Raw genomic sequence first — 22371 nt, 5'->3', positions numbered from 1 at the left:
TGGTGTTGTTTTTATTTACCCAATTCCGGGTTTAAATCGATATAATTTTGATTAATCGGGAATACATATCCATCACTATTTGGTGCCAGTGTATACGTCACGGTTTTGAAAACTCTGGTATATGTTTTTTGAAAAGCAGGATCTAAATTCAGTCTGCGCTGATCGAACCAACGGAATCCTCTGCCTATTAATTCTTTTTGTCTTTCAACAAGTGCCAGATTTAAAGCTTCTTTACTGGTTGAGGCAGATAATTGATAAACCGTATCTGTTTTATATCGTTTTGCCCGCAGTATGTTCAAATTATCAACTGCTTTTTGTGTATCGCCTAATTTGGCATAACATTCGGCAGAAATCAAATACATTTCAGGAACTGATACTCCAATGTTAATTCCGTTAGTATAACTGTAAGTGTTTATACCAAATCCTCTGCCTGTATACTTTGGAAAAAAACTAGTTCCCGCAATTGTGTAGTAATTGTAGCGCAGGTCATTACTTTCAAAACTATTTAACAGTTCAGGAGCCAAAGGAGCTCCGTTATAGGTGTTTAATAAGGTTTTAGAAAATATAATCTCCGGATTCTGTATTAAAACCGGATAACTATAACCTGTTGCAAACGTTTTTAGATCAATTAAACCATTTTGCATCGCAAGTGCTTTTTGAGCATTGTCAAGACTTAATTGATAATTCCCCATATAAAGATAGGTTCTGGCAAGTAATGCATAAACGGCTCTTTTTGAAGGAAGTAAATTAAACGAAGGAGTATCCTGAATATCACCTGCAAGAGCACTTTGCAAATCCGAAAGAATCTGATCGTAAACCTGCCCAACTGTACTTCTTTCTAAAGAAGAAAATAAGTCCGGTTTTACTAACAACGGAACTGCTTTTGCCGAATTATCAGAAGCAGGATCAAATTGTGGTCCGTAAACATTGACTAACTGCAAATAAGCAAATGCTCTATGTACAAAAGCTTCGGCATAAATTTCTTTTTTCTCAGCATCTGTTCCGCCCTGACTGCTCATTACTCCATCAATTATAACATTGCTGTAATAAATACACAAATACAAGCCATTCCAGTCTGCATCTCCCTGAGAAGGATTGTATATGGTTTCCTGCCAGGTATAACTATTTCCCCAAATGGTAGAAACTCCATTTTGATAAGTTGTAGGAAATTCTATGTCTGCACTGGCAAGCAAATGAACTCCGCCAAAGGAACCCATCGCAGAATAATTGTTTGCCAAACCTCTGTAATCAGAAGTATATTTTAAGACTCTGTTGTTTCCAACCGGTTCTACTTCGACATAATCTCTACAAGAGTTTAATAAAAGTAAAGGCAGGAAAATATATAGTGTGAATTTTAGAAATTTCATAAGTCTGTTTTTTAAAATTAAAAACTGCAATTAAATTGTAAAGTATAATTGCGCTGAGGAGCAAGTGTATTATAGTTGTTGGTTGACAAGTATTGCGGATCAATACCTAAATCATTCTTAACCCATAATAACCCTAAATTTCTCGCTGCAAAATTGAAACTCAATGACTTGATAAACGTTCTGTCTAAAAAATTTGACGGAACGTTATAGCTTAAAGAAACTTGCTGTAATCGAATGTTATCTGCCGGCAATACATTGATGTCTGCCATTTGAAAACGATTCACACTATTGTAACTAATGTTGCTTAAGCCGGGAACATTTGTAGTTGTTTCGTCTCCGGCTGCTCGCCAGCGATCAGCGATCAGTTCATCTTTTGCAACAGCACCACCTTGTACACCCACATAAGTAGGATAGTTTTGCAATACCGGATTTCTAAATACGCTACCCATGTAATAACTAACCTGAACACCTAATGTAAAATTACTATAGGAGAAACTATTCATGAGTCCGCCAAAATAAGGTGCAATAGAAGTACCCATATATTTTAAATCCTCTTTATCAATTAATGCGATACCCTGAGTAGAGTTGATAATGGTACCATCTTTTTTAGCAACAGTTGATTGACCTGTAGCATCTAAACCAGCCCATTTGTAAGCATAAACGTAACCGATAGTTTGACCTAACATTGCTGATCCTGCTAAATATTGATTTGTTGTAGTAAGGTTATAACGAGTGTCTGTAACCTCATTCGTATTATACGAAAAATTGAAATTACTGTTCCATTTAAAAGCTTTGTTTACGATCAGTCCGCCAATACTTAAATCAAGACCATGCCCTTTCAGCGAAGCTGTATTGTAATTTAAATAAGACCAGCCATATGTTGGATTATAAGGTACATTTGCCAAAATATCTTTAGATTTTTTATAATAAAGATCAACACTTCCGTGTAAACGATTATCAAAAAGAGCATAATCTAAACCATAGTTAAGAGTTGCAGTGGTTTCCCATTTGATCTCAGGATTCTCCGGTAACGAAATAGAAGCAACTGGTAATTGTGTATTAAAATCAACCGTTCCAACGCTAATAATAGCACTATTACTTCCAAAACCGCCAGAAGGAGCGCTTCCTGCTTTACCATAAGTAATTCTGCCCGACAAATTGTTTAACCAGCTAATATCTCTTAAGAAAAATTCTTTATTAATATCCCATTTACCACCTACAGACCATAATGGCAAAGCACGGTTTTTTCTGGAAGCTCCCAGTAAATTATAATCATCAAAACGTACACTTCCTGAAGCATGATATTTGTTCATATAATCATAAGATCCTAATCCGTAATACGATAAATAGCGGTCTCTGTATTTACTAATACTGTTATCGGCAGTTCCTATAAATGTCTGCCATCCATAAATAGTAGTATAATAAGTGGTAGGATTTACAGATTGAGAGGAGTTTGTATCAGTATTATAACCATAATATCTCTGGCTTGATGCTTCTCTGCGTTCTTCTCTGATTTCTGAACCTGCCAAAAAGTGAACGCCATTGTTTTCGTTGAAATTTTTATTAATATTCATTTGAAAACGCATACTTTGCGAATCATTACTACTTATTGTATTGTTCAAATAAGCTCCTACGGGAATACCATAGACCAATTTACCGGCTGTACTTATAGAAGTAGCTTCATTGATCATATTTCTGGAGAAATAACTATCGGCTTCGTTTAATGTTCTGGTTTTGTTTCCAATGGAAGTATACATACCTGAAGCTTCAAAGTTCAACCAACTGTTTACTGTAGCTGTTAAACTGGCGTTTAATCTTAAATTTGCTCCTTTTGTAATTACATTCGAATAGTTTAACTGATCTAAGTAATTGTAAGTCCACGGTAAGTATCCTTTTTTCTCGAATCCTTGTGCTACTTCTGGTCGAAAAATAATATAACGATCTATACCGTTTCCGCTTTCATCTGCAATCATATCATAAGGTCGTAACGCAGTACTTGATACATTAGATAATGCTTCATTAACAGTATTATTTTCCTGAAAAGTACTGGAAACATAATTCATACCTGTATTTAATTTTAAAAAACTTTTAAGCTGAAAAGAGTTATTTAAAGTGATATTGTATGATTTTGATTCGTTGCCTCTCATAGCAGCTTCATCTTTATTGTATCCTAAAGACAGATAATAACTACTTTTATCAGAACCTCCGGTAACAGATAAATCGTATTGTGTAGTTACTGAATTTCTTAACAAGTATCTGTTAATTTGATCTAGATTATTATTTTGTCCCAACTGCGTTAATAACTGATCTCTTTGTGCCATAGAAATTGTTCCTCTCTGTTGTTGGAATATAATTTCCTGAGCCGCACTGGGATTTTTAGCTCCACCAGAATCAATAGTGTTATTAATATTATCGACAATAAATCCACCGGATACTAAGTCTTTCTCATAATCAATATATTGAGAACTATTCATTACACGAAGTTTCCCTAAATCCATTCTTTCTCCTATTGTAGTGGTGGTGCTAAAGTTGATCGTTGGATCTCCTTTTTTTCCCTTCTTTGTAACTATTACAACTACTCCATTAGCAGCACGAGATCCCCAGATAGAGGCCGCAGCAGCATCTTTCAACACTGTGATACTCTCTACATCATCCGGATTAAGATAACTTAAGATAGAAGATCCGGGTACACTTCTTCTGCTAAATTTAAAATCATTTTCAGACTGTGGAAAACCATCAATTACAATTAGCGGACTACCTGTACCACCGTAGTTATTGGTTCCTCTTACTGAAATAGAACCTGTTCTGGGGTCTACTTTTACACCTGCCATTTTTCCTTCAATTCTTGAGGCAATATCTACAGTAGGAACTTCTGCCAGTTCTTTGGCTCCCATCACTTCAAAAGCACCAGTAACTCTTTCTTTAGGAATATCAGTATAACCGTTTGAAGCAACAACAACTAAATCTTTCAATACTTCTATCTGAGGCTCTAAAACTACGTTTATCAATTTTTTATTATTGACTGCCAGTGTCTTCGTTTTATAACCTAAATAAGAAAATCTAAGCGAATCTGTAGCAACTACTTCAATTCTATAATCTCCTTTTTCTCGGGTAATATCCCAAATTTGGGTACCAACCAATAAGACATTTACCCCTACTAAACGATTTCCTTTTTTGTCAGTTACAGTTCCTTTAACCTCATACGGTTCCAGTTCACTTAGTGAAGTTTTATGATTATATTTTTTGATAACTATCTGTTTATCAATAATAGTATAAGCCAATCCGGTATTAGACAAAGCGGTGTTAAGGATTTGCTCAACAGTTCCGTATTGATTAATACTTACTTTTTTAGTAGACGACATTAAATCATCATTATAAAAAAATACAAAATCACTTTTTTGCTGAATAGTCGTAAAAAGACTTTGCAGCGAGACACCCTGAACCTTTACTGAGATCTCATTTTGTGCTTTGGCAACATTTGCGTAGATACTGGTTAATCCTAAATAGAGAACCAAAATGAATACTCTCATAAATAAAATAAAAGTAAGGTTGATGATTTTTTTAGGCAATAGAAAGCCTATATCATGATTATTATTCATAATTTTGTTTTAGTTATTTCAATAATTGCACTCGCAATTAAAAATTTTACATAAGCCAAGAGATGTTCGAGCATCTTTTGGTTTTTTTTTGGTTAGTTTTCCTGGTTTATTCTGTCATGTTTTATCTCATCATAGGCAAATCCGTAATTTTTAGTTAATTTATATTAGTTAATAGTTATTTTTCTGGTCGCAGCATCATACACAAACTCAAAACCTGTAGTTGCTTCTAATGTTTTAACGACTTTGTCCAGATCATCATTTAATTTGAAAGCTCCAGAATAGGTCTCGTCTTGATTTTTTTGATTATTGACAACAAAAGTGACGTTATAATATCTTGTTAGTTTTTCTAAAACTAACGGAAGTTTTTGCTGCGAAAACTCATAATATCCTTTTCTCCACGAGAATAATGGTTCGACATCCTGAACCGTAGTTTTAATAGTCTGGCTTTTTTTGTCTAAAGCTGCAATCATTCCCGGTTTAAGAACAGCTTGCAAAGTGTCTCTGTTAAAAAAACCTTTCTTAGCATAGGCAACCTGTACTTTTCCGCGCAATAAGGCCGTTGAAACTTTAGCATCTGCAGTGTAACAACTCACATTAAATAAAGTTCCCAATACACGAACACTGTAATTATTGGCAGCTCTTACAAAAAATGGTTTTGCTGCATTATGAGCTACATCAAAAATACCTTCGCCTTCAAGGAATACTTCTCTGCTTTTTGTATTAAAGGCCGTTGGATAAATTAATTTTGATCCTGAATTCAGCCAGACCAAGGTTCCATCGGCTAAACTTAAATGTGCTCTTTTTCCGTATGGCACCAACACCGTATTGTATTGTGGTTCAAGAGAGTTTTTTTGATCAATTTGTTTATTGTTAACCTGGATTTTACTTCCTGATGTATTGTAAGCAATAGTACTGCTGTCTGCAATAGTAATGGTTTCCTGTCCTGCAAGCACCAATCTAACTTCTCCACTTTTTTCAAGAATCGTTTGCGTATTAGTTCCGTTTGCAAATTGCTCAATTGGGCTAATTACTTTTTCATGCTGCTTTTTAAAAACAACCGTAATGCCTAGACAAATGCAAAGTATGGCAGCCATACTCCACGAAAGTGTGCGAAGCCTTTTTCGCCTGGCGCGATGTTTTTCGAAAGCCAGACTATTTTCAAGTCTTCCTTTTAGGTCTACTTTGGCTTCTTTTGATAAAATTTTGAAATTTGGGTACAAAATAATTTTCTTTTTAGATTCTCTATTTACTAAGAGAATAAAAAAGTAAAAACATAGACAAAAAATTTAATGTTTTTTTAATATTTTTTTAAAGTTTCTTTCTAAGTTCCTTCAAAGCCCTGTAAATTAAGGTTCTGCAAGATTCCAAACTAATTTCTAAAGTAGCGGAAATTTCATCATAAGATTGATCTTCTGTAAATCGAAGCTGCAAAGCATGACGCTGTTTTTTGCTTAGGGAAGTTAATGCTAATGCTAAATTAGCATGTTTGATAAAAATAGTTTCGTCGTGAATAAGTTCCTCCTCTGTTGATCCCGTTTTATAAGCACCTTCTGAAACGGCATCAAGGCGAACTATCTTGGTTTGAGATTTTAGTTTTTTGAAAATATCATTCTGAAGAGATCTGAACAAGTACGATTTAATAATTACTTCTTCTGCAATAGTTTTGCGGTAGCGATACAATTCTACAAAAACATCATGAATGGCATCCTGAACTAAAGCTTCATCATTTGTATACTGAATTCCAAAAGAAAAAAGCACATCTGCATAGCGATCATATAATTTATGATAAGCATGAGGATCTCCTTTTTTAATTTGGCTCCATAAATGAATATCAGTGTTTTTGTTTTGCATGTGAAAATACCAATATATCGGCAATTGTTGTGTACAAAACTAACCAAAATCCCAATTAACTAAAGTAATTTCTATAAAAATTAGATTTTTAACATTAATTTACTAAAAAACAAAGTAAAATCTTTCAAACTCTTTTTTTAACTATTTAAGACAAACAACATTTCCTCTATCCCCATCTGGAAATTAGACCATCATCAGGTTCGGTGTAAAACATTTTTTTGTATTCCTCTGAATCCTAATATCGCATAATTTGGGTTTAAATAGTTAGATTGTCCAATTAATTATGGAAAAGTAAACTGTTTTACCATTTACTTGTACGACTTTTGATAGCTTAAAGGTGTTTGCCCGGTAATATCTTTAAAGCATTTGTGAAAACTTGAAAAATTTTGGAAACCGCTTTCAAAACAAATTTCCTTAACGGTCATCTTTTTTTCAATAAGCAGCTTGCAGGCATTCCCTATCCGGATCTCGTTTAAAAAAACGGAATAGGTTTTACCTGTACGGAGCTTAAAGAACTTACAAAAGGAAGTCCTGCTCATCTTGGCAATCTTCGCTATTGTTTCAAGGCTTATTTGTTCTTTGTAATTTTTTAGGGTATAATTGTAGATGTTCTGTATCCTGTCGCGTTCAGATTCCTGAAAATATGCTTTAAAACCCAGAGATACCAGGTATTTGCAATCGGTACATTTACCTATTTCCAAAAGAACCTCTATGAGACTCAGGATTTTCTTTGTCCCCTGATTTTCAACAATCCTGATTATAGATTCTATTAAGTAGGCATTAGAACTTTCCTTTATCTGTATTCCTTGTCTGGATTGCTCTATAACTTTTGCAAGCTCCAGGTTCTCAGGCAAATTAAGGAAATCCTTGCCCCAAAAATCTTTATTAAAATGCACAACATACACTTCAATTGCTGCATCCTTAAATTGTTCACTGTACTGCCAGTAGTGCGGTAAATTACTTCCAACGAGCACAATATCACCATTTTTAAAACTGCTTATGTTGTCGCCTACAAATTGTGTCCCACTTCCATTCTTAAAGTAAATGAGCTCCAGTTCATCGTGGTAGTGCCACCAGTTATTAATATCGGGCAAAACTTCACATTTTGCAGAAAATGATTTTGTAGAATCTGTAGCTATAGCAAGGTGGTGCGGCTTCAACGATAACGATTTTTTAAGTAAATATACATTTAAATATACATAAAGGATGACCATGGGATAATATTCCGCAATGATTGGATAATAATACAAATTTTTGCCCTGCTAAATTGGCATTAATTTGTAGTATAGGTGTCTAACACGGTAATAAATTAAATTATCAATGCTCTTAATATACAGTTATCCCAATGAAGGGGTACTTGCTCAGAAAATAAAACTATGAAATATATTGTTTGTGAAAAACCACATGAATTTTTACTTAAACAAAAGCCGGTGCCACAACGCAAACCCGGCGAATCTTTGTTAAAAATAAGAAAAATAGGGATATGTGGCACCGATATACATGCTTATGGCGGAACCCAACCTTATTTTAATTACCCCAGGGTTTTAGGCCATGAACTCGCAGCTGAATATATTGAGGGTGAAGCTCTTGGTTTTAATATGGGAGATAGAGTAACCTTTATACCCTACTTTAATTGCAGCAAGTGCATAGCATGCAGGAATGGCCTGACCAATTGCTGTGTAAACATGCAGGTCTTTGGGGTGCATATTGATGGTGGTATGGCCGAGTATGTTTGCGTAAAAGATGACTATTTGCTTCATGGGGAGGGGCTCAATTATGATGAACTTGCGCTGGTAGAGCCACTGGCAATAGCGGCACATGCAGTGCGCCGCGCAGGCGTCACAAAAAACGATACTGTTTTAGTTATGGGTGCCGGGCCTATTGGTATTGGTCTTGTACAGTTTGCGCAGCAGGCCGGAGCAATGGTAATCGTTATGGATATTAATGACCACCGCCTTAACTTTTGTAGGGAAGAACTTGGTGTAAAAGCACTTATAAATCCATACAAAGCAGACGTTATAGAGAGCCTTGCGGCCCTTACTAACGGAGACATGCCCACGGTAATTTTTGATGCCACCGGCAACCGTAATGTAATGAATTCAGCATTTAACTATATGGCACATGGCGGCAGGTTTGTACTGGTGGGGCTTCAAAAAGGGGAACTGGCTTTTAGCCACCCTGATTTTCATAAACGGGAATCAACGCTAATGAGCAGCCGCAACGCTACAAGGCAGGATTTTGATTATGTACTTCAAAGTCTTAGGTCAGGTACTATTGACCCCAAAAGATATATTACACACAGGGGGTCATTCGAGAGCATGATCGAACAATTTAATGACTGGATCGACCCTAAAAATAATGCGATTAAAATAATTATTGACGTAGATTAAAAAGACAGAAGCTGATATGGACTTAGGATTAAAAAATAAAGTTGTTGTTGTGTCGGGTTCAGCCGGAAAAGAAAGCAGTATAGGAGAAACTATGGTAAGGATGCTTGCAGAGGAAGGCGCTATACCGGTATTAGTAGACCGTAATGAGCGGGGAAATGTTTATGTTGAAAAATTTAAGGCAAGTGGTATAGATGCCTTGTTTTGTAAAACCAATGTAACAGACCCACGACAAATGGAAACCGCTGTTGCTGAAATTATTCAAAAATATGGGCGTATAGATGTAGTTATCAATAATGTAGGCGTAAATGATGGTGTAGGCTTAAGCGCTACTTATGAAGAGTTTATGGAGTCGCTCAAGCTTAACCTGGCAAGCTATTTTTTATTGACTAAATATGCGCTCCCTTATCTAAAAGAATCTAAAGGCAATATACTCAATATAGGGTCTAAGGTTGCGTTAACCGGCCAGGGCGGCACATCGGGCTATGCTGCAGCAAAAGGCGGCGTTTTAGCACTTACAAGAGAATGGGCGGTAGATCTTATACAATACGGAATAAGGAGTAATGCCCTGATTATTGCAGAGAGTTATACACCGGCCTATGATGACTGGCTAAAAACCCTACCTGATGGTGATGCCGCATTAGCAAAAATAAATAAAAGCATACCCTTTGAATCGCGCATGACAAAACCGGAGGAAATTGGCAATACGGCATTGTTCCTTATCTCAGACCTTTCCTCACACACCACAGGGCAGTTTGTATTTATAGATGGCGGTTATGTACATTTAGACAGGGCTTTGATAAATTTAAATCCGTAATGATGCACAAAAGAATAGACTCACACCAGCACTTTTGGAAATTCGATCCTGTTAAACATTCCTGGATAGATGATTCCATGCATAAAATCAGGAAAGATTTCCTCCCGGGAGATTTAGAGCCGCTTTTAATGGAGAACCTTTTTTCCGGCTGTATTGCCGTACAGGCCGACCAGACGGAGGATGAAACAAAATTTCTTTTGGCACTGGCAGAAGAGAATAATTTTATTAAGGGGGTAGTGGGATGGGTAAATTTATTGGATGAAAAAGTGAGTGAACGCCTTACGTATTTTTCAACTGAAAAAAAACTAAAAGGCTTCAGGCACGTGGTGCAGGGAGAAGCAGCCGGTTTCATGCTTAGAGAAGACTTCCGGCGCGGGATTGCTGCGCTCAAACAATTTGGCTATACCTATGATATACTCGTGTTCCATCATCAGCTGCCCGATGCCATTACTCTTGTTAATCATTTTCCCTGCCAACCTTTTGTGCTGGATCATATTGCCAAGCCGGACTTCAAAACCGGAAATATAAAAAAGTGGAAAGCGGATATCAAAGAATTAGCCAAGGAAGAAAATGTCTTTTGCAAGGTATCAGGTATGGTAACAGAAGCCCATTGGGACAGCTGGACAGCAGATGATCTTAAGCCCTGCCTCGATGTAGTATTTGAAAATTTCACGGCAGAGAGGCTAATGTTTGGGTCAGACTGGCCAGTTTGCAATGTTGCTGCAAGTTATAGTAATGTTGTAAGCACGGTACAGGATTATATTGCCCAATTACCGGCAAAGGAACAGGAATTAGTGTGGTTTAAAAATGCGCAAGCTTTTTATAATTTTGAAGTATAAAATATGGAGTTGTTACAAAGATCTGAAATATACACACAAAAACTTCCTATAAAGATAATCCAGTTTGGCGACGGTAATTTTTTAAGGGGGTTTGCTGATTATATTGTAGATAAGCTAAATACAGAAGCTGGTTTTAATGCGGGTGTTGCGGTAGTAAAAGCGCGGGCCGGAGGCTCTTTACAGCAGCTACAGGATCAGCAAGGATTGTTTACACTTTTTACAAAAGGAACAAGCCAGGGCAAAGAGATTCAACAAAAAAACATAATATCCTGTATACAAAAAGCCATCAATCCTTATGAGGATTATGATGCCTTTTTAGACCTTGCTAAAGAAGAGGAACTGTCTGTCTTGCTATCTAATACAACCGAGGCAGGGATTGCCTTTAATGAGAGCGATGCCACACTAATCGGATATCCGCATAAAAGTTTCCCTGCAAAAGTAGCAGCCCTGCTTTACGAGAGATTTTTATATTTTGGTGGCGACAGTCGTAAAGGGCTTACGATACTTCCTTTGGAGCTTATTACAGATAATGCAGACCAATTAAAGGAACTTGTGCTGCGTTATGCGGCATTATGGAGCTTGGGGCATCAATTTCATGAGTGGGTCAATAACCATAATTTTTTCCATAATACCTTAGTCGACCGTATCGTTCCGGGCTACCCAAAAGATGAAGCTGCAACGTTGCAACAAGAAGCTGGTTATGAAGACCGTTTGATGGTTGTATCAGAGGTTTTCCTTTTTTGGGCGATAGAAGCAGACGAAACCTTACTTGAACGTATACCATTTAATACCATTGATGCCAATATCATTATAGTTAAGGATATAGCGCCTTACCGGTTAAGGAAGGTTCGCATCCTTAACGGTGCCCACACGCTTATGGTGCCGGTATCTTTATTATATGGCAATGAAACGGTAAGAGAATCTATTGATAACAATTTTGTTGGAAAATTTATCCGCGATGCCGTTTATCAAGAAATAAACCCTACCATAAATCTTCCTGAAGAAAACTTAAATTCATTTTCTGAAGATGTATTTGACCGTTTTAAAAATCCATTCATTCACCACCAGCTTTCCAGTATCGCTTTAAATTCTCTTTCTAAATTCAGGGTTAGGATATTGCCAACGATTCTTGATTATCAGAAAAAATACAACACTTTGCCATTGCGCTTAATCTTTGGGTTTGCCTGTCTTATTCGTTTTTACAAAGGGGAATGGAAAGGCAGAGTACTCCCTGTAAATGATGAACCTATTGTTATTGAGTTGTTTGCCAAGGCATTCTCTTTAAATACTATTGCTGACACTGTCCGTGACATTTTAGGTAATGAAGCATTGTGGGGCAGTAACTTGCTGAACGTTGAAAGATTAGAAAATACTATTACAGTAGCGCTACAATGCCTTGATAATGATAACTTAGAAAAAAGTTTTACATCTTATTGGGCTGTAGTAAATAAAAGAAAACAAAACATCTGAAAATGAAAAAATATTGCCTTGCTCTGGACCTCATAGATGATGTGAGCCTAATAGCTGAATACGAACACTATCATCAGGAAGTCTGGCCTGAAATAAAGAAAAGCATTTTAGATTCCGGCATCATTCAAATGGAAATTTACAGGACCGGTAACCGCCTTTTCATGATAATGGAAACGGAAGAAATTTTTTCGTTTGAAGAAAAAGCAAATGCGGATGCAGCCAACCCAAAAGTACAGGAATGGGAAAACCTGATGTGGAAGTACCAACAAGGACTGCCCAACACAATGCCTGGCGAAAAATGGGTTATTATGAACAAGATATTTAAGCTGCGATGAATATATAAATATTACGATTCTGTAGCATCTATTTTATTAAAATATGATTAAGTGTTAGCAGTATAAAGTTATGCTACTAAAGAACAAAATGATTTAAACATAGTTATGCATGGTCAACTTGAACTCCTCTAATTTTCATTATCTATTCAACATCTCGGTAACTTAAAGAAAACCTAAGTTTGAAATATACCGCCTGAAGAATAATAGATTTTGGATAACAATAACCTTTAATATTCATTAATTTTTGAATTTAAAAAAAAGGCAAAGGTAAAACTTAACTCCAGATGCGACGGAACCCGTTATCCAACATAAACACCTTCTTCATAGCTTACTTCTTTTGGATTATCCGCAGGAATTCCCTGGAAGTTTTTTGCCGAAGGAGTGAGTATAGAAATATTTCACTGGAAAAGTCATCGTTAGTATTCCTGATAGATTTATTATTGGTTGACGTTGGTTTAAACAAATACGCACTAAAATAATTACTTCAAAAATATAAGTTTCTTCCGGAAGCAGAGATTTTTTGTTGCTCAAATAATTTTACCAAAGAGAAAAAACCAGGTTCAAACAATATCTATATAAACCTTACTGATATAGTTTGAACCTAAATAAATCATGGAACGTCTACCTTCAAGGTATCTCTATGGATTTCTTTCCAAATTATCCCTAATTTCTCACTATTATTTTTTCTTATTATGTTAGCCAAAGCTATATTTCCTGAGAGATTTTGACCATAAGAAGGAATCATTTCCTTAATTTTTGTCTGCCATTGTGGAGTTTTCAACTGTTCCTTATAGCATTTTTCAATTACCTTAAGCATTATGGAAACCGAAGTAGAAGCTCCTGGTGATGCACCAAGTAAAGCTGCCACACTGCCATCTGATGCAGTAACAACCTCCGTACCGAATTGTAAGATCCCTCCTTGCGTGCTTTGGTCTATTTTTATTACCTGAACTCTTTGACCTGCAACCTTAAGATCCCAGTCTTCCATTCTAGCCTTTGGAAAATATTCACGTAAAGCTGCCAATCGCTGTTCAGGTGTCAGCACTACTTGTTCTACCAGATATTTGGTTAGCGGAACATTGTCAAGACCTGCTTCCAACATTGGCCTGATATTATAAAAGTTAAAAGACTCAGGAAGATCAGCCCATGTTCCATTTTTTAGGAACTTAGAAGAGAATCCTGCAAAAGGACCAAAAAGAAGCTCTTTTTTTCCGTTAATGATTCTTGTATCCAAATGCGGAACTGACATCGGAGGAGAACCTACTGAAGCTTTTCCATACACTTTGGCCTGATGTTGAGCTATTATTTTTGGGTTATTGCAAACCAGCCACTCCCCACTTACAGGAAAGCCACCATACCCTTTTGCTTCCGGAATATGTGTTTTTTCCAGCAATGGTAATGTAGCACCTCCGGCTCCAATAAAAACAAAGCGGGCATTAATTATTCTGGTTACATTGTTTTTCAAGTCTTTGGTATACACCTTCCAGGTACCATCACTATTTCTTTTAAAATCAGTTACCTCATGATTCAATTCAAGTTTCATTTTTCCAGACTTAACAAGATTTGTAGCTAATTCACTAGTAAGTGCTCCATAATTAACATCCGTACCGATATCAATTTTAGTTGCAGCAACTTTTTGCGAAGCATCTCTTCCATTCATCACAAGAGGAATCCAATTCCTGATTTGTTTTTGGTCATCAGAAAATTCCATTCCTGTAAAAAGAGGTTCTTTCTGTAGTGCCAAATATCTTTTCCTGAGGTACTTTACATTGGCTTCTCCTATAACAAAACTCATGTGTGGAGTCGGATTGATGAAGCTCTTTGCAGGCCCTATCTTTTTGCCTGCAACCAGATAAGACCAAAATTCTTTTGATACTTCAAATGATTCATTAATCTCTACAGCTTTATGCGTATCAATACTACCATCAGCTAATTCAGGAGTATAGTTCAGTTCACAAAGTGCCGAATGCCCAGTCCCAGCATTATTCCACGCTGATGAACTTTCCAATCCAACGCTATCCAATCTTTCATAAGTCACCATAGTCAACTTAGGATCAAGTTCATTAAGCATATTAGCCAAAGTTACACTCATGATCCCTCCTCCAACCATAACCACATCTACCGTTTCATTTTCATTACCTTTCTTATCGCTGCATGAACCCAATATCAAGATACATAGCAAACTGATGAGTTCTTTTTTCATTTGCTGCTGATTTCAATTAGAATCGCTATAATTTTTGAAAATGCGAATAAAAATAGGAATACTATAAATCCCGATAAAAAAGTAAAGACTGGCAAAATCCATCCTCCAATACCTCTTGGTGTTGCTATAAGATATATTGTTCCTATTAAAGCACCCAAGCCAATAATATACGCCAATAGTAAAAATACTGATGCTAGTATTTTTAATGTTTTTTGCTGCTTCTCAACGGCAGTAGAAATAAATGTAGTCATAATCATTATAGTTATAAATTATTAATAATAAGATATTTAATTCCTAATAAAGATAGGAATTATCCTTGGTCTTGCCAATCGAAAAGCAAATTGTTCGAATATTTACAATAATAATCTACTATTTGGTGATTTGTTTATATTAGATTTTCTTTAACACATATCCTCTTTCTCCGTTCCATAAGGTTCATTCCCTGTTGTACATTCTAAAACGAAAAAGGCTTCAAAAGATTAATCTTCTAAATGATAAAATTTAAATTATTATTAAAAAAAAATGCAACTTTGCTTCAACCACATTGGTTAATGTGCTCTTAAAAAATACATTACCACAAATCAACAAAAGCTATTCTTTAATTTAAATAATAGATAAAAAATTTATTTATTTTTATTTTGTTATGCTATGTTCAGATTTGTACCTCATTTGAACCTTGAAATCTGTGCACCTTGAAAACACAGAGTTGCTAGTTTCTGCATCGGAAATTGATAAATGACATAGAAGATCACTATAAAATGATCTCAAATTGCGTAATACCATTTAAAATCAATTACAATTTAATTCTTTATCATTATTTGTCAAAAATTTGTATTTTTACACTTGAAACCATTAAGAATTATAACGTAAATTTAAACCACTCTGAAACTTTCAATATTTATAAAAGCAGCGAAAATTTTGGTGACAGATTCACGGCACAAGCTACTTTTAACAATTAAAAACTCAGCAAAAACAAGCACTACAGAGTTTAGATGGAAAAATCAGTTTAATTGTCCATTATATGTTAAAATGAAATGACCACCTAAATTCGATTCTAAATTTATTGTCTATTTCATAAAACTTCAAAATAAGACAATCACAAAATCGAGTATGACTCACATTAATTTACACTAGAATTAATTCTAAATTATGATGATCCCTTTAAATTGAATATCAGTAGTCAACACATTCTAAAACCAGGGGTCAAATTATACTGAAAGACTATGGTCAGACTGACCAATTTTTCCAGTATGATGACTATTGTTTATGCTTTTTATTAATAATCAAAAATAACATTTAAAAAAAAATATTTATTTGCTATGATTAAAGAACCTAGATATAAAATTTGCTCAGAGGGTGATATCCCGCAGATTTTGAAAATATACAATCAATCGTATATTGAACATTATCTCTATTTGTGGACTGATCATGGTGAAAACTATATGAAAACTAATTTCACAAAAGAAAAAATATTATCAGAAATGAACGAAGATGATACCCAATTTTTTCTCATTTACCATGAGGAATTACCTGTGGGGATATTAAAACTTAATAACAATAAAGCTATAGACAAAACAAGAGATACGAACTATTTAGAAATTGAGAGAATCTATTTTCTAAAAGAAGCGTCTGGAAAAGGCTTAGGAAAATCTACCATTAAAATGGTTGAGCATTTAGCCACAAATGAAAATAAAAAAGTTATATGGCTAAAAGCAATGAAAAGTGGCGATGCAGTAAAATTTTACGAAAAACAAGGTTTTGTAGTTACTGATCAAATTGATCTGTCTTATCCAAATGTTAAAGATGAGTTTAAAAGAATGGTTCTTATGCAACTGCCTCTAAATTGAACACTGCCATATCAATTCTTTTTACCTATAATTTCGTGTATTTCAAATGTAATCCTCATTCAAATTGCACAAATAAACATAAGCATCTATTTTAAAGACGCTTATATATTATTTAATATAATTTAATCTTAAATATGATTGAAAAAATGATAATTCTTATAGAACTGAAAACTCTCAATACAGTTAACAAATTACAATTATGATCGTTTTATAATGAAAAATAGTCAAATGTAAAGATATTACGAATGTTTTAATTTTAACCAGAAGAGACGGGAGTTATATGAAAACAAAGGACAGAGAAATCTATTGCTCATTGTAAAAATTGTCAGTATCGACCACTTGTCCATAAAATGATCCGTCAGGGCCAGTATTTATAGAGTACGCCTGTACTTTCTCCTGAGCATCACCATCCTAAACTTTACACTGTCATAGATCAAACCCGATAGCAATACCCCTACTCCTATAAATAGAACCTGCAATCCGATATTGGAGTAAAAAATACCTCCAATAATGCCTCCGGTAAAGAAAAAGCCGATAATGGTTGTTCGTAGTTTTATGGAAACAATCAGTTTTTTTCTAAAAATAGATTCCCGATAAAAAAACAACTGCGACAATTCAATTCCAAGATCCGTAAAAAGCCCGGTAAGATGAGTAGTTCTCACGGTAGCATTTGAAATTCTTGTTACCAGCGAATTTTGCAGCCCCATGGCAAAAAGTAGACAATAGGCTATAAAATCTGGGCTTTGCTGTATTAAGTTCTTTCCAAAAAGGCCTATAAATAGCAGGATCATACTTTCGATAGCCGTTGGAATTACGTAAACATATTTTTCGTTTTTACGCAAAAGAAATTCTACCAGCAAACTTGAAAAAAAAGATCCCAGAAAAAAGAAAAAAATGTATAAAAAATAAACACCTCCCTGTTTAAAGTTAAGTTTAAAAACTTCATCTACAAAAAAAGCAAAATGTCCCGTTACATTTGTCGTTAGCCTCTGAACAGCTAAAAAACCAGCTACATTTACTATTCCTGCGACAAAGGATAATAAAGAAGCAATCTTAAGATTATGCCCTAAATTCCTTTTGCTACCTTGATGTTTGAACATGGTTTTGAATTAAGTTTAGACAAGCTCTATACTGAAATTAATCTCCTGGGGATAATTGAATTCCTGATAACTAAATTTTACCTGATCATTTTTTATAAAGCAATTAAGATAAAAAAATACACGGAAATAGTAGACCCCAAAAAGCTTAGAAAGAATTTATAATTAAATTTGACTACAATCTATTGCTGAGACTGGAAAAATCAGTTTAATAGACCAATATATGTTAAACTAAACCACTCGTGCAGAGGTTTGTTTTACAAGGGACTGAAAGTCCCTCTTTCTATTTCATTCAAGAATGAAATTTGAATTATCATCTCCTTCTTTTCTTCTGTGATGTTCTAGATAATCATTTACCATTTCATCAGTGATATTTCCTGTGCTCCAAACTCCATAGCCACTTGCCCAAAAATACTACCCCCAATAACGGGCTTGAAGTTCTGGAAATTCCATCTGAAGCTTTCTTGACGTTCTTCCTTTCAAACTTTTTAAAATTGTGCTGACATTCTGCTTTGACACATATTCTATATGCATATGATCTGAACTCACAACTCCTTTTAAAATCTCAATCCCTTCCACTTCAAATATTTGTATTAAAAGTTCACGACAACGCTTTTGAACATCACCTTTTAAAACTTTAAATCTATACTTAGTAACCCAAACAACATGACATGTCAATCTGCTTACTGTATGCGAACCTTTTCTTATATCTGTACTCATAATCTAAAGATAAAGATTTTTTCGCATTACTAAAGTACTGCAATAAATTGCAGGGTTTTAAACCCCAATCTGAGACCAATAAAATATAAAAAAGAGAACCTGTCGCATCTGTTTGTTTACCACCAAAATATTTTAGCATTCTAAAATTGCGCTGCCGACTTACAGAATGATTTGAACATAGTTTGACCAGGGGATTAATTATATATATGTGTATAATTTCAATCCCACTCAATGTTTGTCTTGTGGATTCGAAACTTTTAAACCCTAAACCGTTTTATATCCTCCACTTTGTATTTTTTCACATAAGTCTCATCCATTCTCCAGTTAGTCCCTACAATCCTTCTGTAAATTATTAAAGAGTAAAAGTGGAGTCGGCTCATTAGTGTTTCGGGCGAGGTTTAATTGATATTATTTCCCTTTAATTTTCATTCTATGTTGTTCACCCCAAGCACTTAACTCACCTAGCACATTTTTTAAGGTTCGACTGTACTCGGTCGCTTCATAAATTATGCTAACTGGAGTAGTTGAATACACCTTACGTGTGACAAGATAATTTAGTTCCAGATCTTTCAGTTCATTTGCTAATACTTTAGGGGAAATACCTCTAATTTCCTTCTGAATCTCGTTAAAACGCTTTGATGATTGCACAAGGCAAAGAATCAAAGCCAGTTTCCATTTTCCATTAAGAACATACATCGCATCAATAACGTTTTTGAGCGATCCAGTACACTCATCCTTAGTTGGAAGTATTTCATATTCAATTGTTTTCATCATAGCAAATATACAAACTTTCCTAAAAGTAACCACTTTCCTTTGGGAAACTGCTCTCTTTTGCATACTCCACAGCTGTAACTTTGTCCTAAATAAAACCTCTAGATGTAATTATTCCAATTACTCTATGATTAGGTTTTATAAAGTAACTTTAAAAATCGTAACCGTTATGAAACACATTTTTCATTTAATGTCTAGTATTCAACCAAGAGAATCACATAGTATTAAACTTGGTAAAGCTATTATAGCAAAAATTCAAGAAAAATATCCTGATACTACACTTGAAGAATTAAATCTGGTTGATCTTGAAATGCCACATCTTAACCCTGAATCACTTCGCAAACTATTTACTGCTGATGAGTCTCTAACCAAAGAAGAAAAAGAATCAATCACATTTTCTAATCACTTACTCACACAATTACTAGCGGCTGATATAATTGTTATTGGTGCCCCACTCTACAACTTCACCATTCATTCAGCACTAAAAGCATGGATTGATCATATTACAAGACCTGGAATAACTTTTGGATATGGTGAAGATGGCCGTCCTATAGGCTTGGTAACAGGAAAAAAAGTATACATAGCAATGTCCTCCGGCGGTGTTTACTCAGAAGGTGCAGGTCAAGTTAACGACTTTGTAGTTCCTTATTTAAAAGCTTTTCTAGGTTTCCTGGGCATGACTGATCTTACAGCATTTCGCGCAGAAGGACTAAAAGTTCCAGGACTAAAAGATCATGCCATGTCCAAAGCGATTAATAGCATCAAGATTGATTAAACTATTTTTTAGGACAAGACATAATATAGAAAACCTCTGAAATCCTATAATTTTGGAGGTTTTTCAGGCAGCTATTCTCACAACTATTATAAAAGCTTTTTTATAGTCTGCTTTGATTTTGATGCGATTTTGTAATTTACTAGCTGTTTTATCATTGATTATAACCCCAAATTGTACAACCATGGGAAAATTTATGATTACTAAAAAAATGTGGTGAATTTCAGGTATGCCTCCAATCCAAAGCAGGACAGGTCTTGCTTATCTCGGAAGGGTTAAGAACTTATATAAGTATCTATGGAAACAAAAAACAGAGAAAAAAAAATTAAGATGCATATGATAAAATACTGTAATAATCAAAGATAAGCTGGTTATATATTTAAATGCTTCCCGCTACAAAATAGTACTTCTAAATATGTTAAAAACTTATAATTTAAGTTTTGTGGCAAAATCGTGGCGCAATCGATCTAAAAAATTAAAAATCCAACAAAATCACGCACTGTCTAAATTAGGTTCGAATGTGCATCTGAAAATTTAAGTTGTTTTTTTAATCATAATTTGTAGCTTATCCGTAACAAAAGAAAAAGTATTATGTATTTGTATTTCATTTAAAATCCTTAAATTTTCTAATAAAAGATTCAATTTTATTTATATGTGTCTCCTATTTATCAATAAATATTTATTTTCTATATTTATGGGAAATAATAAATTTAATACTCTTTTTGATTGTGATAATTTTTTAATAAGGCTTCTATATGAAATATTCCATACTACTTCTGTTACTCACATTTTATACCATTGCTTTTGCACAAAAAGAAAAAAAGTATTTAGCTCAGGTTCGTCTGGACGGCAAATATGGCTTTATTGATGCCTCAGGACATGAAGTGATTCCTCCTATTTACGATGCTGCCGGCTCATGGGGAAACAACCTTGTACCTGTAAATATTGGAAAATACACACCCGAAATTGGATTACCAGTCATAGACATTGCAGGTCCCGCTGCTGAAGAAGAGGCCAACAATGCGGTAGAGTCCAATAAAAACAAAATTGTTACTATAGATATAAAAGACAAAAAGGGCAAGTGGGGTTATTGCGATATTTCGGGTAAAATAGTAATTCCAATTCAATATACAAACACAACTTTCTTTGATGAAGGAATGGCCGGGGTAGAAATCAATGGCAAATGGGGTTTTATAAATACTAAGGGGGAAATAGTTGTTCAGCCAATATATGATACAATTGGATCTTTTTCACAAGGTCGTGCCCTGGTAGCAAAAAATAATTTATATGGCTATGTCGATTTAAAAGGCGAAGAAGTGATTAAAGTTCAATACACAGGAGCAGATACTTTTGCAAACGGGTATGCACTGGTGTACGAAAAATATGCTTCCAAAAACAATAACAGAACAAATATTGGCAGACTCATAAATCTAAAAGGAGAAATAATTACTGATGCGAAATACGATATAGGTCTTGTTTTTTCGAATGGCTTGGCAATCTTTTCCTTAGCCGATGTAAAATATGAAGGCAATTTTATATTTGGGCTTATAAATAGCAAGGGACAAGTTGTGGCACAGCCATTATATAGGGAGATTTTAGATTTTAGCGATGGTCTCGCCAGAGTTATGGTGTATAAAAAAGATAAAATTTACAATGAGTATAATCCAAATTTTGGCTTCATAGATACTAAAGGAAGAGAGATTATAAAGCCTATTTATGCCGAGGCAGAGCCATTTAGCTATGGAAAGTCTGTAATAGCAAGATTTGATGACAAAGACGACGGAAACTTGGACCATGCTCTCATTAATACTAAAGGAGCATTTATACTTGGCTTTAATTGGAGACAATTAACCCTTTTGGATAACAATCATCTTTTGGCAAGCATTAAAAACAACTACGAAACAATAATGATAAATGGTCAGGGAAAAAAGATTATGTCTTTTGACGATAAAGGAATTGTCGCCTTGGGTAATGATTTATTTGTCATAACAAATATAAATAATGAGCCGATAGCTTTTATTGGTACGGACAAAAAAATACCTTTTGATTTTAGCCAAAACAAAAACAGAAAATTCACATCGTATCAATTTGGTCTGATCCGTTTTCATAATTTCGACCGCAATTACGAAGATTCCCGTAATATAAAACAAGGTCTTATGAATGTAAAAGGTAAGGTAATTATTGAGCCAAAATATGATGACATATCAGATTTTGTTCCAACAGGAAGTATTGAATAAAAAATAAATACCCCTTATTGCCACAACAACCTTTAAATACTTATATTTAAACGATTTAG

General features: G+C 34.7%; 17 protein-coding genes and 1 pseudogene. 8 read left to right on the top strand and 10 right to left on the bottom strand.

The features are described from left to right. Nucleotides 1-11 precede the first annotated feature (11 nt). The 5 genes from CHB81_RS07875 to CHB81_RS07855 all read right to left on the bottom strand — a co-directional run bounded on the left by CHB81_RS07875 (nt 12) and on the right by CHB81_RS07855 (nt 7977). A complete protein-coding gene (locus CHB81_RS07875) occupies nt 12-1367 on the bottom strand; it encodes a RagB/SusD family nutrient uptake outer membrane protein (protein WP_141130376.1) in 1356 nt (451 codons plus the stop codon). Nucleotides 1368-1384: 17 nt separating this feature from the next. Then, nucleotides 1385-4966: a SusC/RagA family TonB-linked outer membrane protein gene (locus CHB81_RS07870; RefSeq protein ID WP_089351344.1), complete on the bottom strand. Its 3582-nt coding sequence runs from the start codon at nt 4964-4966 to the stop codon at nt 1385-1387. 164 nt (nt 4967-5130) lie between these two features. Next, a complete protein-coding gene (locus tag CHB81_RS07865; protein ID WP_089351343.1) occupies nt 5131-6186 on the bottom strand; it encodes a FecR family protein in 1056 nt (351 codons plus the stop codon). 88 nt (nt 6187-6274) lie between these two features. Beyond that, entirely contained in the window at nt 6275-6817 is a 543-nt protein-coding gene (locus CHB81_RS07860) for an RNA polymerase sigma factor (protein WP_089351342.1), read from the bottom strand. A 308-nt stretch (nt 6818-7125) separates the two neighbouring features. Further along, a complete protein-coding gene (locus CHB81_RS07855; RefSeq protein ID WP_089351470.1) occupies nt 7126-7977 on the bottom strand; it encodes an AraC family transcriptional regulator in 852 nt (283 codons plus the stop codon). 216 nt (nt 7978-8193) lie between these two features. Here CHB81_RS07855 and CHB81_RS07850 point away from each other — a divergent pair, with 216 nt between their 5' ends. From CHB81_RS07850 to CHB81_RS07830, 5 genes are read left to right on the top strand one after another with little or no spacing between them, the layout of a single operon-like run. Continuing rightward, nucleotides 8194-9207 (top strand): zinc-binding alcohol dehydrogenase family protein, encoded by a 1014-nt coding sequence (locus tag CHB81_RS07850; RefSeq protein WP_089351341.1) that lies wholly within the window; start codon nt 8194-8196, stop codon nt 9205-9207. Nucleotides 9208-9223: 16 nt separating this feature from the next. Continuing rightward, nucleotides 9224-10021, top strand: a complete 798-nt coding sequence (locus tag CHB81_RS07845) for an SDR family oxidoreductase (protein ID WP_089351340.1) — start codon at nt 9224-9226, stop codon at nt 10019-10021. Next, nucleotides 10021-10860 carry an amidohydrolase gene (locus CHB81_RS07840; RefSeq protein WP_369597371.1) on the top strand — a complete coding sequence of 280 codons (840 nt, stop codon included), beginning with the start codon at nt 10021-10023 and terminating at the stop codon, nt 10858-10860. Before CHB81_RS07845 ends, CHB81_RS07840 begins: the two co-directional genes overlap by 1 nt. Nucleotides 10861-10863: 3 nt before the next feature. Next, complete coding sequence (locus CHB81_RS07835; RefSeq protein WP_089351339.1) at nt 10864-12330, top strand: tagaturonate reductase; 1467 nt, start codon at nt 10864-10866, stop codon at nt 12328-12330. 2 nt (nt 12331-12332) lie between these two features. Then, the gene (locus CHB81_RS07830; RefSeq protein ID WP_089351338.1) at nt 12333-12665 is read left to right on the top strand and encodes an L-rhamnose mutarotase; all 333 of its coding nucleotides are present in this window, start codon (nt 12333-12335) and stop codon (nt 12663-12665) included. Nucleotides 12666-13275: 610 nt separating this feature from the next. On the opposite strand, the gene mqo is transcribed toward CHB81_RS07830, so the two are convergent. Together mqo and CHB81_RS07820 are read right to left on the bottom strand one after the other, a co-directional pair. Next, nucleotides 13276-14868 carry a malate dehydrogenase (quinone) gene (mqo, locus tag CHB81_RS07825; RefSeq protein ID WP_089351337.1) on the bottom strand — a complete coding sequence of 531 codons (1593 nt, stop codon included), beginning with the start codon at nt 14866-14868 and terminating at the stop codon, nt 13276-13278. Beyond that, nucleotides 14865-15119, bottom strand: coding sequence for a hypothetical protein (locus tag CHB81_RS07820; RefSeq protein ID WP_089351336.1), 255 nt, complete (start codon nt 15117-15119; stop codon nt 14865-14867). The genes mqo and CHB81_RS07820 overlap by 4 nt, the downstream gene beginning before the upstream one ends. A 1068-nt stretch (nt 15120-16187) precedes the next feature. On the opposite strand from CHB81_RS07820, the gene CHB81_RS07810 reads away from it, so the two are divergent. Then, nucleotides 16188-16715, top strand: a complete 528-nt coding sequence (locus CHB81_RS07810) for a GNAT family N-acetyltransferase (RefSeq protein ID WP_089351334.1) — start codon at nt 16188-16190, stop codon at nt 16713-16715. A 371-nt stretch (nt 16716-17086) separates the two neighbouring features. On the opposite strand, the gene CHB81_RS07805 is transcribed toward CHB81_RS07810, so the two are convergent. The 3 genes and pseudogenes from CHB81_RS07805 to CHB81_RS07795 all read right to left on the bottom strand — a co-directional run bounded on the left by CHB81_RS07805 (nt 17087) and on the right by CHB81_RS07795 (nt 19369). Beyond that, nucleotides 17087-17815, bottom strand: a complete 729-nt coding sequence (locus CHB81_RS07805; RefSeq protein WP_089351333.1) for a YoaK family protein — start codon at nt 17813-17815, stop codon at nt 17087-17089. A gap of 285 nt (nt 17816-18100) precedes the next feature. Continuing rightward, a pseudogene (tnpA, locus tag CHB81_RS07800) lies at nt 18101-18532 on the bottom strand (IS200/IS605 family transposase). Nucleotides 18533-18940: 408 nt separating this feature from the next. After that, nucleotides 18941-19369, bottom strand: a complete 429-nt coding sequence (locus CHB81_RS07795) for a helix-turn-helix domain-containing protein (protein WP_254921007.1) — start codon at nt 19367-19369, stop codon at nt 18941-18943. A gap of 103 nt (nt 19370-19472) precedes the next feature. Here CHB81_RS07795 and CHB81_RS07790 point away from each other — a divergent pair, with 103 nt between their 5' ends. Both CHB81_RS07790 and CHB81_RS07785 read left to right on the top strand, forming a co-directional pair. Further along, nucleotides 19473-20078 (top strand): FMN-dependent NADH-azoreductase, encoded by a 606-nt coding sequence (locus tag CHB81_RS07790; protein WP_089351332.1) that lies wholly within the window; start codon nt 19473-19475, stop codon nt 20076-20078. Nucleotides 20079-20830: 752 nt separating this feature from the next. Further along, on the top strand, nt 20831-22312 hold the full coding sequence (locus CHB81_RS07785) for a WG repeat-containing protein (protein ID WP_089351331.1): 1482 nt from the start codon (nt 20831-20833) through the stop codon (nt 22310-22312). Nucleotides 22313-22371: the final 59 nt, after the last annotated feature.

It is taken from the genome of Flavobacterium sp. ov086 (assembly GCF_900187965.1).
Lineage (GTDB): Bacteria > Bacteroidota > Bacteroidia > Flavobacteriales > Flavobacteriaceae > Flavobacterium.
The sequence above is the reverse complement of the archived record's forward strand: the minus strand, read 5'-3'. Positions and strand labels throughout refer to the sequence as shown.

Bases quoted from the DNA above. Each gene is read 5' to 3' on its own strand.
- CHB81_RS07795 (WP_254921007.1), bottom strand. From the start codon at position 19,369: ATGCAAAAGAGAGCAGTTTCCCAAAGGAAAGTGGTTACTTTTAGGAAA.
- CHB81_RS07840 (WP_369597371.1), top strand. From the start codon at position 10,021: ATGATGCACAAAAGAATAGACTCACACCAGCACTTTTGGAAATTCGAT.
- CHB81_RS07820 (WP_089351336.1), bottom strand. From the start codon at position 15,119: ATGACTACATTTATTTCTACTGCCGTTGAGAAGCAGCAAAAAACATTA.
- CHB81_RS07785 (WP_089351331.1), top strand. From the start codon at position 20,831: ATGAAATATTCCATACTACTTCTGTTACTCACATTTTATACCATTGCT.
- CHB81_RS07790 (WP_089351332.1), top strand. From the start codon at position 19,473: ATGAAACACATTTTTCATTTAATGTCTAGTATTCAACCAAGAGAATCA.
- CHB81_RS07860 (WP_089351342.1), bottom strand. From the start codon at position 6,817: ATGCAAAACAAAAACACTGATATTCATTTATGGAGCCAAATTAAAAAA.
- CHB81_RS07835 (WP_089351339.1), top strand. From the start codon at position 10,864: ATGGAGTTGTTACAAAGATCTGAAATATACACACAAAAACTTCCTATA.
- CHB81_RS07850 (WP_089351341.1), top strand. From the start codon at position 8,194: ATGAAATATATTGTTTGTGAAAAACCACATGAATTTTTACTTAAACAA.
- CHB81_RS07830 (WP_089351338.1), top strand. From the start codon at position 12,333: ATGAAAAAATATTGCCTTGCTCTGGACCTCATAGATGATGTGAGCCTA.
- CHB81_RS07875 (WP_141130376.1), bottom strand. From the start codon at position 1,367: ATGAAATTTCTAAAATTCACACTATATATTTTCCTGCCTTTACTTTTA.
- mqo (WP_089351337.1), bottom strand. From the start codon at position 14,868: ATGAAAAAAGAACTCATCAGTTTGCTATGTATCTTGATATTGGGTTCA.
- CHB81_RS07805 (WP_089351333.1), bottom strand. From the start codon at position 17,815: ATGTTCAAACATCAAGGTAGCAAAAGGAATTTAGGGCATAATCTTAAG.
- CHB81_RS07810 (WP_089351334.1), top strand. From the start codon at position 16,188: ATGATTAAAGAACCTAGATATAAAATTTGCTCAGAGGGTGATATCCCG.
- CHB81_RS07870 (WP_089351344.1), bottom strand. From the start codon at position 4,966: ATGAATAATAATCATGATATAGGCTTTCTATTGCCTAAAAAAATCATC.
- CHB81_RS07845 (WP_089351340.1), top strand. From the start codon at position 9,224: ATGGACTTAGGATTAAAAAATAAAGTTGTTGTTGTGTCGGGTTCAGCC.